The organism is Paraliobacillus zengyii (assembly GCF_003268595.1).
Taxonomy (GTDB): domain Bacteria; phylum Bacillota; class Bacilli; order Bacillales; family Amphibacillaceae; genus Paraliobacillus_A; species Paraliobacillus_A zengyii.
On the sequence record NZ_CP029797.1, the window covers coordinates 1,329,169 to 1,344,753 of the forward strand.

14 protein-coding genes are annotated in these 15,585 nt (G+C 37.0%); 11 read left to right on the top strand and 3 right to left on the bottom strand.

Annotated features, from left to right (window positions below; all coding sequences use genetic code 11):
* Window positions 1-14 precede the first annotated feature (14 nt).
* Together DM447_RS06825 and DM447_RS06830 are read left to right on the top strand one after the other, a co-directional pair.
* Entirely contained in the window at window positions 15-1,118 is a 1,104-nt protein-coding gene (locus DM447_RS06825) for a hypothetical protein (protein ID WP_112180497.1), read from the top strand.
* Window positions 1,119-1,140: 22 nt separating this feature from the next.
* Window positions 1,141-1,635: an NUDIX hydrolase gene (locus DM447_RS06830; RefSeq protein ID WP_112180498.1), complete on the top strand. Its 495-nt coding sequence runs from the start codon at window positions 1,141-1,143 to the stop codon at window positions 1,633-1,635.
* 55 nt (window positions 1,636-1,690) lie between these two features.
* Here DM447_RS06830 and DM447_RS06835 read toward each other — a convergent pair whose 3' ends face one another.
* The gene (locus tag DM447_RS06835; protein WP_112180499.1) at window positions 1,691-2,392 is read right to left on the bottom strand and encodes a class I SAM-dependent methyltransferase; all 702 of its coding nucleotides are present in this window, start codon (window positions 2,390-2,392) and stop codon (window positions 1,691-1,693) included.
* Window positions 2,393-2,625: 233 nt separating this feature from the next.
* On the opposite strand from DM447_RS06835, the gene DM447_RS06840 reads away from it, so the two are divergent.
* Both DM447_RS06840 and DM447_RS18510 read left to right on the top strand, forming a co-directional pair.
* The gene (locus DM447_RS06840; protein WP_112180500.1) at window positions 2,626-3,582 is read left to right on the top strand and encodes a tRNA dihydrouridine synthase; all 957 of its coding nucleotides are present in this window, start codon (window positions 2,626-2,628) and stop codon (window positions 3,580-3,582) included.
* Between the two features lie 234 nt (window positions 3,583-3,816).
* The gene (locus DM447_RS18510; RefSeq protein ID WP_232824211.1) at window positions 3,817-3,906 is read left to right on the top strand and encodes a putative holin-like toxin; all 90 of its coding nucleotides are present in this window, start codon (window positions 3,817-3,819) and stop codon (window positions 3,904-3,906) included.
* A gap of 300 nt (window positions 3,907-4,206) precedes the next feature.
* On the opposite strand, the gene DM447_RS06845 is transcribed toward DM447_RS18510, so the two are convergent.
* Both DM447_RS06845 and DM447_RS06850 read right to left on the bottom strand, forming a co-directional pair.
* Window positions 4,207-4,977, bottom strand: a complete 771-nt coding sequence (locus DM447_RS06845) for a class I SAM-dependent methyltransferase (RefSeq protein WP_112180501.1) — start codon at window positions 4,975-4,977, stop codon at window positions 4,207-4,209.
* Between the two features lie 86 nt (window positions 4,978-5,063).
* Window positions 5,064-6,803: an ABC transporter ATP-binding protein gene (locus DM447_RS06850; protein ID WP_112180502.1), complete on the bottom strand. Its 1,740-nt coding sequence runs from the start codon at window positions 6,801-6,803 to the stop codon at window positions 5,064-5,066.
* 266 nt (window positions 6,804-7,069) lie between these two features.
* Here DM447_RS06850 and DM447_RS06855 point away from each other — a divergent pair, with 266 nt between their 5' ends.
* The 7 genes from DM447_RS06855 to DM447_RS06885 all read left to right on the top strand — a co-directional run bounded on the left by DM447_RS06855 (window position 7,070) and on the right by DM447_RS06885 (window position 15,562).
* On the top strand, window positions 7,070-7,774 hold the full coding sequence (locus tag DM447_RS06855) for a response regulator transcription factor (protein WP_112180503.1): 705 nt from the start codon (window positions 7,070-7,072) through the stop codon (window positions 7,772-7,774).
* Window positions 7,771-8,772: a sensor histidine kinase gene (locus tag DM447_RS06860; protein WP_112180504.1), complete on the top strand. Its 1,002-nt coding sequence runs from the start codon at window positions 7,771-7,773 to the stop codon at window positions 8,770-8,772. Before DM447_RS06855 ends, DM447_RS06860 begins: the two co-directional genes overlap by 4 nt.
* Window positions 8,773-8,854: 82 nt before the next feature.
* Window positions 8,855-9,619, top strand: a complete 765-nt coding sequence (locus DM447_RS06865; RefSeq protein WP_112180505.1) for an ABC transporter ATP-binding protein — start codon at window positions 8,855-8,857, stop codon at window positions 9,617-9,619.
* Entirely contained in the window at window positions 9,594-11,498 is a 1,905-nt protein-coding gene (locus DM447_RS06870; protein WP_112180506.1) for an ABC transporter permease, read from the top strand. The genes DM447_RS06865 and DM447_RS06870 overlap by 26 nt, the downstream gene beginning before the upstream one ends.
* Window positions 11,499-11,548: 50 nt before the next feature.
* The gene (locus DM447_RS06875; protein ID WP_112180507.1) at window positions 11,549-11,896 is read left to right on the top strand and encodes a YxeA family protein; all 348 of its coding nucleotides are present in this window, start codon (window positions 11,549-11,551) and stop codon (window positions 11,894-11,896) included.
* A gap of 174 nt (window positions 11,897-12,070) precedes the next feature.
* The gene (locus DM447_RS06880; RefSeq protein WP_112180508.1) at window positions 12,071-13,279 is read left to right on the top strand and encodes an MFS transporter; all 1,209 of its coding nucleotides are present in this window, start codon (window positions 12,071-12,073) and stop codon (window positions 13,277-13,279) included.
* Window positions 13,280-13,429: 150 nt separating this feature from the next.
* Complete coding sequence (locus DM447_RS06885; protein ID WP_162632614.1) at window positions 13,430-15,562, top strand: LysM peptidoglycan-binding domain-containing protein; 2,133 nt, start codon at window positions 13,430-13,432, stop codon at window positions 15,560-15,562.
* The last annotated feature ends 23 nt before the right edge of the window (window positions 15,563-15,585 follow it).

Genomic DNA, 15,585 nt, shown 5'->3' on the forward strand with positions numbered 1-15,585 from the left:
TAGGGGAGATAATTATGTATACAGATAACATTTGGAACAGGGTTTTAGATAAATTGAATTTTAAAGACAAAAAGCATGATCACATAACTAAAATTGGTGAAGGTGCCTGGCATTCAGTTTATAAGTTAGACAGAATAGATAGCGATGATCTTGTCATAAGAATCAAAAAAAAAATAGCTTACGGCGAGTTACAAGAATTTGATGAGAATGAGTTAATTACAGAGTATGAAGCTACTAAGGCGTATTATGAACAGGCTAATAAAAATCATCAAAACATTTGTCCTACATATTTTAGATATTTTATAGAACCCGACATAGTTTTCACAGCAGAAACCTATATGGGAAAGGGACAGGAACTAGCATTGCTGGAACAAACAGATGGCTTTGCTTATGGAAAAAAATTAGGTCAATCTTTTAATCAAATACAAACAAGTAAGTCAGAAATAAAAGGCTTTGGAAATTTACACTGGAATGGGACGTATCTTAGTGGTGAAAATCAGCAAGAAAGCAATAAAATATGGGAGAATGATAATAATCATTATCTTATGGTGTTAGATTCCTTAAATGAATCTAGATTGAGTTTTAATAGGGAAATAGTTAATAGAAAGATAAAAAAATTGATTGGAAACAGAAGGAATTGCGCTCAAACAATATCATTAGTAAATCGGGATATAACTCCTGAAAACTTAATATTACATTCTGGAAGAGTATCAATAATTGATCCTTCACCAAAGTTGGATTTTGACTTAAAATTCGCAGCTTATTTTGTTTTTTGCTATCAGTTTCTCTTGCCGTCATATTCCAATGCCCCAAGGTACTTACATAATACATATGAAGAGAATAAAGGTATTCTAGGAGAAATTGCTGAAGGTTTTAAACAAGGTTATTTCTATTCTTTCAGTAAGGATGAATATATAGTTCAAGAAAAAAGATTAATGGATGAATATATTTTATGGATGTTACTTGAAACATATGAGCATTATGAAATTCTAAATAATACGCAGCCAAGCCATAAAGTGTTACAACAAATGGGAAGTAAGGAAGTTATTCAAAATAGGCTAGATTTATACTTAAATGAGTTAGAAATATTATGTTCTTCATTTAATTATGACACATAAAACTTAAAGGGTGGATATTCTTATGCCAATATCGGATTACTATAAAAAACTTCGTGGGAAAGTGGGTACAGAATTAATATTTATGCCAAGCGTTGCGGCAATTATTAGGAATGAGGATAATGAAATTTTGTTTCAATATCCTAAAGAAAGTGAACACTGGAGTTTACCATCGGGAGCAATCGAACCAGGAGAGACACCTGCGCAAGCACTTATTCGTGAAGTTTGGGAAGAAACTGGATTGACGGTGAAACCATATAGATTAATAGGTTTATTTGGTGGCGAGGATTTTCGGTTTACCTATCCTCAAGGTGACCAAGTAGAATATAATGTGTTTGTTTTTGAATGTATAATAATTAGGGGAGAGTTAACGCCAATTGATGGTGAATCTGCTGATCTACGCTTTATTAAGGAAGAGTGCAAACCGAAACTTGCTTTACCATATCCAGAAAGTATATTTAAATCGTCTCAAGCAACTAGCGTTTATTTTCAATGGAAAGAAAACTGGCTTAATGAATGATGCATCGAAGCAGGGGACGGTTCTTTGCTTCGGAAGCAGAGAACCGTCCCCTACTTCATTTTACCCCGCCAAAGACAGCAAGTTCAAACCATTTAAAATAACAATCTGGATGTTTAAAACCAATTTCTCTGAGCCAGTTAACCTGAATATCTACTCTTTCCAATTTGTTATCTTCTATATCAGGACGGTTGTAATAGTCCATTTCAACGTCTTGCTTATCCCTATTATTATGAATAGCAAGATGATCTATAAACAGCCCATCATATAATTTTTCTACCTCTGGAGTGGCTGAAGCTGTATGTTCAATATTTATGAAGATCCCGTCATCTGTTAAAAGATTATATATCTCTCTATAAAGTTCCTTTTTCTTTTCGTGCGGAAGGTGATGAATTGCAAAACCGGAAACAATACAATCAATTGAATTAGGTGTTGCAAATTTTTTAATAGAATTACTAAGGTCAGCGTGGATAATGTCACAACGATTACTGTATGCATGCATGTGCTCAGTAGCGGCTTGAATCATTGGCTCTGAATGATCTAGTAATATTGCGTGAGCATCTGGATATGTTTTAAGTAAAATTTCAGCTAAAAAGCCATTTCCGCATCCTAAATCGATTACTTTTTTCGGGTTAGGGGAGAAATGATTAATTACTTGTAGCATAATTTTCGCTTGATCCGCGCCATAAGGAACTGCACCTCTAACTTGTTCTAGATAATGTTCTGTCACATCTTGTCTTTGCCAATTAGTAGTTGCCATTGCCTCGCCTCCGTTTTAAATAGTTTTAAAATTTCTACTAGCTTATAATGAAACAAGTAACGAGTCAACCATATTTTGTTAATTATAATTATCGAAATTTTCTATCGGTTGATAAAAAGTACTGAATCATGGTATAAGTGTTATTGAAGCAGAGATATCTTTGCTTTTTATTTTTGTGGATTACATCAAGATTTATCATGATGAGTTAATAATGAGGGGATTTGAATTTAGATATGAAAGATAATTTTTGGCTTGATTTACCACGGCCATTTTTTATATTGGCACCAATGGAAGATGTGACAGATGTTGTTTTCCGTCATGTAGTTAGTAAAGCAGCTAGACCGGATGTTTTTTTTACAGAGTTTGCAAATACGGTAAGTTATTGTCATCCACAGGGACACCAAAGTGTGCGTGGTCGTTTAGCTTTTACAGAAGATGAACAACCAATGGTGGCTCATATATGGGGAGATGAACCCGAGTATTTTCGACAAATGAGTATTGGAATGGCAGAAGAAGGTTTCCGTGGGGTGGATATCAATATGGGTTGTCCTGTCCAGAATGTAGCAGCAAATGGAAAGGGATGCGGTCTTATCCGTCGTCCAGAAGTTGCCGCAGAGATAATCCAAGCAGCAAAAGCAGGTGGATTGCCTGTTAGTGTGAAAACAAGACTTGGTTACACCGATGTAGAGGAATGGCGCGAATGGCTTAAACACTTATTGGAACAAGATATCGTTAATCTATCGATCCATCTTCGTACAAAAAAAGAAATGAGTAAGGTGGATGCGCATTGGGAACTAATTCCCGAGATTAAAAAACTTCGTGATGAGGTGGCACCAAATACACTTTTGACAATCAATGGGGATATTCCAGATCGTCAAACGGGCTTGGAACTTGTTGATAAGTATGGTGTTGATGGGGTTATGATTGGACGTGGTATTTTCACAAATCCATTCGCCTTTGATGAGCATGCGAAAGAGCCTACTAGTGAGGAATTACTGGATCTATTAAGGTTGCATCTTGACCTCCATGATCACTATTCGAACGAACTTGAACCTCGTCTATTTAAACCACTTCGTCGCTTTTTTAAGATCTATGTTCGAGGATTTAGAGGTGCAGGTGAATTAAGAAATGAATTGATGGAAACAAAGACAACAGATGAAGTACGTACATTGCTCGATAACTTTGAGTGAAAAGGAAGCAGGGGAGGACGTTTCTCTGCTTCCTTGTTTATATCCTTCATCAAATCTTTAGTAGTTTCAAGAGTAAAAACGGAGATATACTAAATGTTCTAACTTTGAGCAATTATATTTAAATGAAGAACATACGTTCCTTATCTTGATTCATTACGGTACAATCTAGTAGGATAATTTTCTTTTAGGGAGCGGTCGGCTAACCCCACTTAAAAGGGGATGATGCTTATGGGTATGTATGAGAGTTTCGTGGTGCTGATTAGCTTTGGCACTTTCTTGATTGCATTACTCGCATTGACCAATTCTATGATCAATAAAAAATAGACCTCCCTATTTACCCGTAAAGTGATTAGGTGAGGTCTGCTCCTAACAAGGATAGCCGATCCCTCTGGGGGGAACTGATTATCTAGGGCCACAGTTGGTAGCTGTGGTCTTTTATAGTTTTCTGCTAATCTTAAATAAATTATACCATATTGATATTGAAATATAAATTATGTAATGCTTCATGTTCTAAAGATGTACAGGCGTTAGTTTTTCTCTTATTTATAATATATTTATCGCAACTGTTATTTCATTCTATTTCGATTAAAAAAATTAAAATGCAAAAAACTTAAGAGTAGAGTCTCAATCCTTTATTCCGACAACTCGAATCCTTTTATAATCCGCTAACCATTTACCATTCTTATATAAGACTTCTTTTAAGTTGTTTTCTGCCTCGGTGATTATAAATTGCTTTGTCTCGTTCGTCTCACTTCCAAACATATTACCTGCGAACATCTCAATCCAATTTCTTAATCCATTTTCCCCATCTAAAGGTGTTGGCCGTTCAAAATGTTGAGCAAATACCACTCTAAAACCTGCTTCTTCCATTAAAATTGAATATTCAGCTATACTGGGAAAGTACCACGGGAAATTTTTAGGCTCATATTCCATTCCTAGTACGTTAAACTGATTGATAATCTCATTAGTTATTAACTGTACATTTCCTTTACCACCAAACTCCGCAACAAATCTCCCACCTGCCCTCAGACTATTGTAAATGCAACGCAAGGCGTGCTCGGGTGGTTTTACCCAATGAAGCGTAGCGTTAGAGAACACAGCATCAAATTCATCGTTGTATTTCAAGTCTGTTGCATCGTCAACACTAAACGTTAGATGGGGATATTTTGCCCTTGCTTGATTGATCATGTTAGCTGATTTATCTATTCCTACAACATTAACCTGATTGTTAGATAATTTATTTGCCAGGTCTCCAGTTCCACAACCAATGTCAAGGATGTGTTCATTTTTAACTGGTGCCAATAACTCTACTAACCCACTTCCAAATTGAGATACAAATACATGCTTCTCATCATATAAATTAGCATTCCAATTATCTGAATTACTTTTCATCATAATTGCTCTCTCCTAATACCAAATTTAATAACTGAGAAAGTAGGATCCCTGCTGTTAAAGAAGCAGAGAACCGTCCCCTGCATCCATTATTGAGTCAATTGCTGTTCGGAAAACTCTCTATAGAGCTGATGTGATTGAACGAGTTCTTGGTGCGTGCCAATTCCGGTTATTTTACCTTTTTCAATAAAAATAATTTTATCAGCATTTATTATGGTTGATAACCGGTGAGCGATAACAAAGGTTGTTCTGCCCTCCATTAAACGAGCTAAAGCTTGTTGAACGATTCCTTCCGATTGGCTGTCGAGACTTGCAGTTGCTTCATCCATCATTAAAATTTTTGGATCTCTCAGAAATGCACGAGCGATTGCAATTCGTTGTCTTTGACCGCCAGATACTTTCACCCCACGTTCGCCAACCTCTGTGTCAAGATCTTTTGGAAACTCTTTGATAAAATCTGCAGCATAGGCCATTTTCGCAACTTCCCACAGACGCTCGTCGGTAATATCTGTTCGATCTTCTAATCCGTAACAAAGATTTTCACGGATCGTACCTGCCATCATCGGACTATCTTGAGAAACATACCCGATTTGACTTCTCCAGGAACGCATAGACAGCTCTTTAATAGGTGTGTTTCCAATTGTAATCACGCCTGTTGTAGGGACGTAAAAGCGTTCAAGAAGTCCGAACATTGTTGTTTTCCCGCCACCGCTTGGACCTGCAAAAGCAACCATCATTCCTGGCTGCACGTTAAAGGAGATATCTTTTATGACAGTTTCCTCTTCACTGTATGAGAAGGATACGTTACTAACATTGATGGCTTGATTGGCGATATCTAGGTCTTTTCCTTTTTGGCCTTCTTCTTCGTCAATTTTTAATATATCAATAATGCGTTCCGTGGCACCCATTGCTTTTTGTAATTGGGTAAAAAACATGGCGAAAGATGTAATCGGAAAGATGATTTGGAAAAGATAGAGTAAAAAGGCAACAAGCGAGCCAGTGGTCATCGTTCCATCTGCTACTCGAATTCCACCGTAACCAATAATAACGACTATAACGACCATGACGACAAGATACATCAGTGGAGCAATCAGTGAAAAAACGAGTCCTTCTCTTAATCCAAAGGAGAAAAGCTTATTAATTCTAGATAGACCTTTCTTTTCCTCTGTGTTTTCTGCATTGGAAGCTTTCATTAATCGGATTTCACTAAGTGTTTGCTGGACACTTCCTGTAAAACTTGCTGTTTCATCTTGCAAACCACGCGATATTTTCGACATTTTCCTTCCAAGTGGCACCATAAAAAGAACAGTGATTGGAACAGCAATTAACATTAATAACGTCATTTTCCAATCCATAAATAGCAAAATCGTAACAGCACCAATTATGGTAATAATGCCGCCAATAAATTGTGGAAAGTGTTGGGAAATTAAGTCTTTGACAATTCCAGTGTCATTAACAACACGACTAACCGTTTCCCCGCTTTTATTTTTGTCATAATAATTTACTGGTAAGCGTAAAAGCTTGAACCACATTTTTTCTCTAAGATTGGCGACTATTTTTTGCCCGACATATGCCAGGGCATACATGGATAATCCATCGGTGACTGCCTGTAAAATAAAAACGAGTATGATGATCCCAATTAGAAAAACATTTAATGATTCCATTGAAAAGCCATCGACCATTTCTCTTGTCAGGAGTGGAATGGAAAGCCCTACTAGTGTGGTAACGAGACTTCCAACTAATCCTAGAGTTAGTGCGATTTTTGGTATTTTAGTAGATAGTATAAGAGAGAGAAAAGGTTTTAAAGTATTTGTTTGTTTCTTTGTCATGCTAATAAGCACCTTCTTTTTATGTAATTTTTAAATCATGTATAAAATAATGTAGGTGAACGAAAACGTAAGGATAGTCAGTGTGATAGGTACTAATTATTATATGGTATTTGAGGAAAAAATTATGGTACAGTAAACGTAAGCGAAAATATGGAGAAACGTTAAAGTTAAACTTACAATAACAGAAAGAATAGCGATAAACAATATAAAAGATGGGTAATTAAGGTAAACATATTAAATAACTTTTGAGCTAGGAGAAACCAAACATGGAGAAAATTATGATTGTGGAAGATGACATGAAAATTGCAGAATTCTTATCTTCCTATATGAAAAAATATGGATATCAAGTCACAGTTGCTAAAGACTTTGAACGGATATTGGACACATTTCGTGATGTGCAGCCTAAGCTTTTATTACTAGACATAAACCTACCAAGTTATGATGGGTATTATTGGTGTAGGCAAATTAGGAAAGAATCGATTTGTCCGGTCATTTTCATTTCGGCTCGAACAGGTGAGATGGATCAGGTCATGGCATTGGAAAATGGCGGGGATGATTTTATTACGAAGCCTTTTCATCCCGATATTGTCATGGCGAAAATCAGAAGTCAGATGCGCCGAGCATATGGTGAATATGCAACGAAGTATGAAGAAAGAGTGGTTACTCAAGGAGACTTGCACTTTTATCCTGAGCGGTTGGAACTTCGATTTAAAAATGAAGTGACTGCCTTAACAAAAAAAGAAACTGACATCATCGAAACGTTGCTGGAGCGTTATCCTCGGGTTGCTGGTAGGCAGGATTTATTGGAGAAACTTTGGGATGACCAAGCCTATGTAGATGAAAATACGTTGAATGTTAACATTACGCGCGTTCGAAATAAGTTTCAAGCGTTAGGGATAGAAAATGCAGTAGAGACGGTTAGAGGCGCAGGATATCGTTTAAACGTGACTTGGATTGATGAGGAATTATGAGACTATTTCTTCGTGAACATCTGATTCTCATTGTGTTTCAACTCATTCAATGCTTGATGATTCCTACACTATATTGGCTTGATGGCTATCGTGGGACAGGTGTAATCATCTACGCTATTTTTCTATCCCTCGTGTTTTTAACAGCATTTCTCATCTTTCGGTACGTGAGTCGAAAAAAATTCTATCAAAGGTTACAAAATCCACTGGAAACAATGGTCGAATCACTCGAGACTACGGAACAAACACCAATATCCGAAGCACTCGATCGGTTGCTTCTGACACAGTATTGTTTGTACCAGGAAGAACTTCAACAAGCAGAAGATAGACAGGATGAGCATTTGTTGTTTATGGATCGCTGGGTTCACCAAATGAAAACACCACTTTCTGTTATTGAATTAACTGCACAAACGTTGGATGAACCTGAATCATCTAGCATTCGTGAGGAAACAGATCGGATGCGCAGTGGCTTAAATACTGTGCTTTATATGGCGAGACTTCGAACAATTGCAGAAGACTTTCAGATTAAGCCAGTCCTCCTATCCAAGCTAATCCATGAAGTGAATCAAGAAAATAAGCGTTTTTACATCCGACATCAAGTGTATCCGCAATTAAAGGAACAAAGGTCAGGTATAACAGTCGAGACGGATGAGAAGTGGCTTTTTTTCCTATTAACACAACTTGTACATAACGCTGTCAAATATTCTACTGGAAAAGCGAAGCATCTTCTCCTGACCGTTTATGAGAGAGATGAAGAGGCGATTCTTGAAATAAAGGATTTTGGAGTTGGTATTCCAGTTGTTGATAAGAAACGGGTTTTCAAGAAATTTTATACCGGGGAAAACGGCCGGAATTACCGGGAATCAACAGGTATGGGGCTTTACTTGGTAAAAGAAGTGGCTGAAAAGCTAGAGCATGGAATTGAACTAGAAACAGAGGTGGGAGAGGGAACGACGATTCGAATCATTTTTTCAACTACACAAAACCTTACAACGATGTAAGGTTAGTGAAAGCATAATCGATAGTTTAAGGCTGCGTGCTTCGGCTATACTTGTTGTAGAAACTTAGCAGAGGAGAATGATTATGCTCACACTTACAAATGTAAGTAAGATTTACGAAGGAAAAGTGGCCTACCGTGCACTTACAGATATTAGTTTAGAAATAGAAACAGGTGAATTTGTTGCGATTATGGGTCCATCTGGTAGTGGAAAAACGACATTACTAAATATTATTTCCACCAACGATGCACCTACTACTGGACAAGTTGAAGTAGAAGGGAAAAATCCACATGAGCTGAAGAAAGATGCGTTAGCTAAATTCCGTAGAACCGAACTTGGATTTATTTTTCAAGACTTTAATCTGCTGCATACACTAACTGTCGAAGAAAATATCGTCTTACCACTTACGCTAGATGGTGCGCGTGTAAAAGAGATGAAAGAAAAGGCACATAAAATCGCGGAGAGTCTTGGTATTACTGCAATTATGAGTAAACGCACCTACGAAATATCAGGAGGTCAAGCACAGCGGGTAGCCATTGCTAGGGCGATGATTCATCATCCAAAGCTACTGTTAGCCGATGAACCAACTGGTAACTTAGATTCAAAAGCATCAAAGGATGTCATGAATATGCTTGAAGACATTAATAAGCAGGAACAAACGAGCTTATTGATGGTCACACATGATCCCCAAGCAGCAAGCTATTCTGACCGAGTTGTCTTTATCCAAGACGGAAAGTTGCATTCCGAAATTCATCGTGGGGAGAGTAGACAAGCATTCTTTCAGAAAATAATTGACATGCTTTCCTTGATGGGAGGCGATGGAAATGACTTTTCGTCAGTTCGCGTTTAATAATGTATTGCGTAATAAACGGCTGTATATAGCCTACTTACTTAGTAGTATGTTCACAGTAATGGTATTTTTTACTTTTGCTATTTTTGCATTCCATCCAGCATTTTCAGATACTTCAATCAATAAAAATATACTACTGGGAATGGGTGTTGCGGGAGCAATCATTTATGTGTTTTCTTTCTTCTTTGTCCTATACTCGATGAGTTCCTTTTTACAATCGAGAAAGAAAGAGTTTGGCTTGTTAATCATGCTTGGAGCCTCGAATAAACAAATTCGTCTGATGGTGTTTTTGGAAAATATCTTAATCGGCTTTTTCGCAACAGTCGGTGGGATTCTAATCGGCTTGGTATTTGCAAAAGGCATTCTTTTGATTGCTGAAAACGTATTAATTATTAGTGAGACACTGGATTTTTATTTTCCTACACTAGCAATTGTTGTGACGTTTGTTAGCTTTATCTTTCTATTTTTCTGTATATCGATATTTGTTTCGTTTGTTCTACGTACGAAAAGATTAGTTAATTTAATGAAAGGGGATAAACAGTCTAAAGGCGAACCAAAAGCATCTGTTATGCTATCGGTGCTCGCAGCATTCCTACTTATCACGGGATATATTACTGCAACATTGGTTGAGGGTATTTATGTTGTCTATGCGATGATTCCGGTTATTTTAGTAGTATCGCTTGGAACTTATCTCTTATTTACCCAATTAAGTGTATATATTATCCGCCTATTAAAAAATAATAAATCAATCTTTTGGCGTAAGACAAATATGCTCTTATTTTCTGACCTGTCCTTTCGATTGAAGGATAACGCAAGGACATTTTTTATGGTGGCTATTATTTCTACAGTTGCTTTTAGTGCTATTGGTTCTTTATTTGGATTCCAATCGATAATTAATGGAACAAAGGAAAATAATCCTTATTCCATTACGTATAGCCCGTTTCTTAATGACGGTCAAACGTTAATTGAGGAAGATACGAAGACAATTAATGCTATCTTGCAGGAGGAAAACATCGATGCAAAGATGGAAACGCTTGAGCTGAACTTTTTTGAGATAGCTGATGGGAATGTATTAATCTTAAGCGCTTCTGACTACAATCGCTTTGCAACACTTAATGGTGACAAGGAACTACACCCGGAGGAAGATGAGGCCATTGTAGTGGAACAAAGTGGTGAGGGTCAGATCGCGGAGGAGGGCCCAAAAGCTAGTCAAGTGTTAATGGAAGCAAGTATTCAACTAGAAGACGAACAAGAAATTCAACCTATAAAAGTAGTAGAATCAGATGTATTACCATCATCAACAAATGGGTATTATGTGGTGAATAACTCGGTTTTTGAGCAACTTGGATCACCTGTAAGCAAGGATCATCGTGTCGCATGGAAAGCGGAAGAAGGGCAAACGGATCAAATAATTGAGGCAGGCAGAAAGATAACTAACTTGGATGGCGATTTACAATATAAAACGTTCATCAATGAATATACAATTTATGAAATTAACAAAGCATACGGACCGATTCTTTTTATTGGCTTGTTTATTGGAATTGTCTTCTTTGTTTCCGCTGGTAGCTTTCTATATTTTCGTTTATTTACAGATCTGGATGAAGAAAAGCGCAAGTTCCAGGGTATTGCAAAAATTGGATTAACACAATCCGAGCTTCAAAAGGTAGTCAACAGACAAATCGCGATTCTATTCTTCTCACCAATTGTTGTAGCGTTACTTCATGGTGCTGTAGCACTTACTGCTTTATCCCGTTTGTTCAATTACAATTTAACAGTAGAATCTTCACTAGTATTAGGAAGTTTTGCTTTGATACAAGTGGTCTACTTCTTGATTGTCCGATTTTTTTATGTCAAGCAAGTAAAGAGAATGGTCTTTTAAAGAAGTATAGATCAATTGTTTCTGAATTGTAAAAAAAGGAGAGGGAGAAATTGAATAAAAAAGTAAGAAACAGTGTTATTGCTGTTGTAGTTATCTTCGTTAGCTTTTTGGTTATTTTTCCGAAAGAAGAAATGGCTCGTATCAATCCCTTCCTTAATGTTGGAAAAGTTTATGTCCAAATCAATGAAGAGCCTGTTGTAGATGAAGGAAGATATTACTATGATTTAACTGGCTATCATGAAGACGGAGACAAAACAGAATTAGCTTTCAGTGCAGGCAAAGATTTAAAGGAAAATGCATTTTTAAAGATAGCCGCAAAAGGTGCCTTTGTGAAAGGTTGGGAAGAAGTGCAGGCAGAAGAATTGCCTGAGGATGTAAAAAATAAGTTTGATAATTAATTTCATAGCTAAGACTTCAATCAATTTTGATTGAAGTCTTTTTTGTTTGAAGTTTATATACAGCTTTTTATTATGTGAAACGACATATTATAAACTAATCTGTGGTTTCATCACATTTTTTGTTATAGTGAAAAGAAGCAGAGAACCGTCCCCTGCATCTTTGGAGGAGATACGATGACATTATTACTTTTACTTATTATTTATTTGGCTTTTATTAGCTTAGGGTTACCTGATTCGTTATTAGGAGCCGCATGGCCTGTAATGCAACAGGATCTGGGTGTTCCGCTTGAGACAGCTGGGTTGATATTTATGACAATTGCAAGTGGTACGATTGTTTCCAGTTTAGCTAGTGGAAAAGTTCTTAAACGATTTGGAACGGGAAAGGTCACGTTTTTTAGTGGCTTAATGACAGCAAGTGCTTTGCTGGGCTTTTATTTTTCTCCATCGATCAGTTGGTTAGTTGTATGTGCAGTTCCGCTTGGCTTAGGTGCAGGAGCTGTGGATACCGCATTAAATAATTATGTTGCTGTAAATTATAAGGCGCACCATATGAGTTGGTTACATAGTTTTTGGGGTGTAGGAGCTACCTTTGGTCCGATCATCATGGCGAAATTTATAGCGGGACAAAATACGTGGAGAACTGGTTATCTTGCCATTTCAGGGATTCAATTTGGGTTAGCTATTATTATTCTGTGTTCGATACCATTGTGGGTTATTGTTTCGAAAAAAAGCGATATAACGTTGAATGATCATTCGGAAGATATCACTGATATACCAGTTGATGAGAATGCGAAACATGTAAAGCCTCTGAAGATTAATGGAGTGAAATTTGCAATGTTGACCTTCTTATTTTATTGCGGAGTTGAATCTACGATGGGACTTTGGGGAAGTAGCTTTCTCGTAAATGTTAAGAATTTGCCAGCATCGGTTGCAGCACAGTGGGTTTCTTTTTATTGGGGAGGATTAACAATTGGTAGATTTATAACCGGGTTTGTTACGTTTAAGATGAGTAGTCGCATGCTTATTCGAACAGGTCAAATTATCGCATTATTTGGTGCCACGTTACTTTTACTGCCTTTACCTTCTATTTTATCGCTTACAGGCTTTATTTTGGTTGGGTTTGGTTTAGCACCTATATTTCCATGTATGTTACACGAAACACCAGCACGTTTTGGAAAGACACATTCTCAGTCAATCATGGGCTATCAAACGGCCTTAGCTTATACAGGTAGCACATTTATTCCACCTATTCTTGGTTTTCTTTCATCCTATACAACAATAGGAATCTTCCCGTTTTTCATAGTTATTTGTATTGTAATGATGCTTTTTAACTCAGAACAATTAAATTCGCTATTAAGAAAAAAGGTTCACGCATCCAATTAAACAATAACTTCTACCAGCATACTTTTAGTGGTTTACATAAAGCATTATCAAGTAATGGCTCTCCACCTTTTTGTGAGTAATTTTAATGAATTCCTCTATATTGTGCAAACTAGGTCTAAACATTTTTGCCATGGAGGAGAGCAGCCAATAGTGAATAATATTAATCGATATGAACTTACAAGAACAGATCAAACAACTGATAATTACACATTAGTTATTTATCTCAATGATGATCAAACTGAATTTGCAAAAGAATTAGGTCACATACCAGATTCAAAAATGAATTTAGTTACACAAGCTAAACAAATAGCAAAAAATCGTTATCCAAATCTAAAAGTAAGTATAGTTAAGGTTATGATTGGTGGAATGGTAATTACCGCTTTCCCTTTGATGAATAATGATGCATCACCCGTAGAAGCGGCCGAATTAAAGCCTACTAATGATGTTGAAAAATCTGAGTTAATTTACTACGAGGTGAGAGCTGGAGATTCGTTGTGGACGATTTCAAGAGAATTTAACACTTCAATTGATGATATTAAACGTGCAAACAAGCTCCCATCAAATACGTTACAACTCAATCAACAGTTAATCATCCCAAAAGCATTTCATACGATTGGAACAGGTGATTACTTAACGGTACTGGCCAAAAACTATCAAACTTCAGTCCAAGCCATTAAAGAAGCTAATGGTCTAACAAATGATGCAACAAAATTAGGACAAACCCTGCTTATACCTAGATTAATTAATGATCAATCAACAACCCCAAACCCTGTTGCAAACACGTCAATTCTGTACACGGTCGTATCAGGAGATAGTTTATCTGTAATCGCAAAGAATAACGGAACGACAGTTGAAGCACTAAAAAGTGTGAACAATTTATCAACGGATATTTTGAGTATAGGTCAAGTGATAGCAATACCAAGTGTAACAACCACACCAGATCCGGTAGAAGAGACAAAGCAAGAGGCTAAAACGTACACGGTCGTATCAGGAGATAGTTTATCTGTAATCGCAAAGAATAACGGAACGACAGTTGAAGCACTAAAAAGTGTGAACAATTTATCAACGGATATTTTGAGTATAGGTCAAGTGATAGCAATACCAAGTGTAACAACCACACCAGATCCGGTAGAAGAGACAAAGCAAGAGGCTAAAACGTACACGGTCGTATCAGGAGATAGTTTATCTGTAATCGCAAAGAATAACGGAACGACAGTTGAAGCACTAAAAAGTACTAATAATTTATCAACGGATATTTTGAGTATAGGTCAAGTGATAGCAATACCAAGTGTAACAACGACACCAGAACAGGTAGAAGAGACAAAGCAAGAAGCTAAAACGTACACGGTCGTATCAGGAGATAGTTTATCTGTAATCGCAAAGAACAACGGAACGACAGTTGAAGCGCTAAAAAGTACTAATAATTTATCAACGGATATTTTGAGTATAGGTCAAGTATTAACTATTCCAAGTCCAACAATAGAAGCTCCAATAGCAGAACCTGTAGAAGAAGTGCGGTCTACCTTTTCTTATTCTGTGCGATCGGGTGACAACCTGTCTCTTATCGCAAATAGGTTTGGTGTAACAGTCCAAAATATCCTTATTGAAAATCAATTGAGAAGTGATGTACTACAAGTAGGACAGAATTTGTCGATACCAAATGGAATTAGCACGCCTGACCAAGTAAATAATAATTCCATTACCCATATGACACATACGGTTCAATCTGGTGATAATATGTGGAACTTAAGCATCCTTTACGGTATTCCACAAAGTGAATTGCTTCGAGTCAATAACTTAACAACAACTAGTATGTTAGTAATTGGTCAACAATTAACCGTTCCTGTACACAACATTGCTGTAAAATCAGTCGTTAGTGAAAACCATGGGGAATATCTCGATTGGTGGACAGAAGCTCAATATGTGTTTGGAATAGGCAAGACAGCAACAGTTATTGACTTTGTAACAGGTGAAACCTTTGCGATTACACGTACGATTGGTGCCAATCATGCCGATTCCGAAACAGTCACGAGTAATGATTCAGCAATTGCAAAGTCAGTTTGGGGTGGTTATTCCTGGACGCCACGAGCAGTACTTTTGGAGATTGATGGAAGAACAATTGCTGCTAGCATGAGTTTTATGCCACATGAGCGGGAATACATTCAGAATAACGGAATAAATGGTCATTTCGATGTTTACTTCGGAAACAGCACTCGCCATGTAGATGGTAAACCTGACCTATCACACCAGACACAAGTTGAAAAAGCAGCAGGCATTCGCTAAAATCCTGCTGCTTTTCGTTATGG

Excerpts from the sequence above, each read along its gene's own strand:
- DM447_RS06825 (WP_112180497.1), top strand. The coding sequence starts at position 15 with ATGTATACAGATAACATTTGGAACAGGGTTTTAGATAAATTGAATTTT.
- DM447_RS06830 (WP_112180498.1), top strand. The coding sequence starts at position 1,141 with ATGCCAATATCGGATTACTATAAAAAACTTCGTGGGAAAGTGGGTACA.
- DM447_RS06835 (WP_112180499.1), bottom strand. The coding sequence starts at position 2,392 with ATGGCAACTACTAATTGGCAAAGACAAGATGTGACAGAACATTATCTA.
- DM447_RS06840 (WP_112180500.1), top strand. The coding sequence starts at position 2,626 with ATGAAAGATAATTTTTGGCTTGATTTACCACGGCCATTTTTTATATTG.
- DM447_RS18510 (WP_232824211.1), top strand. The coding sequence starts at position 3,817 with ATGTATGAGAGTTTCGTGGTGCTGATTAGCTTTGGCACTTTCTTGATT.
- DM447_RS06845 (WP_112180501.1), bottom strand. The coding sequence starts at position 4,977 with ATGATGAAAAGTAATTCAGATAATTGGAATGCTAATTTATATGATGAG.
- DM447_RS06850 (WP_112180502.1), bottom strand. The coding sequence starts at position 6,803 with ATGACAAAGAAACAAACAAATACTTTAAAACCTTTTCTCTCTCTTATA.
- DM447_RS06855 (WP_112180503.1), top strand. The coding sequence starts at position 7,070 with ATGGAGAAAATTATGATTGTGGAAGATGACATGAAAATTGCAGAATTC.
- DM447_RS06860 (WP_112180504.1), top strand. The coding sequence starts at position 7,771 with ATGAGACTATTTCTTCGTGAACATCTGATTCTCATTGTGTTTCAACTC.
- DM447_RS06865 (WP_112180505.1), top strand. The coding sequence starts at position 8,855 with ATGCTCACACTTACAAATGTAAGTAAGATTTACGAAGGAAAAGTGGCC.
- DM447_RS06870 (WP_112180506.1), top strand. The coding sequence starts at position 9,594 with ATGACTTTTCGTCAGTTCGCGTTTAATAATGTATTGCGTAATAAACGG.
- DM447_RS06880 (WP_112180508.1), top strand. The coding sequence starts at position 12,071 with ATGACATTATTACTTTTACTTATTATTTATTTGGCTTTTATTAGCTTA.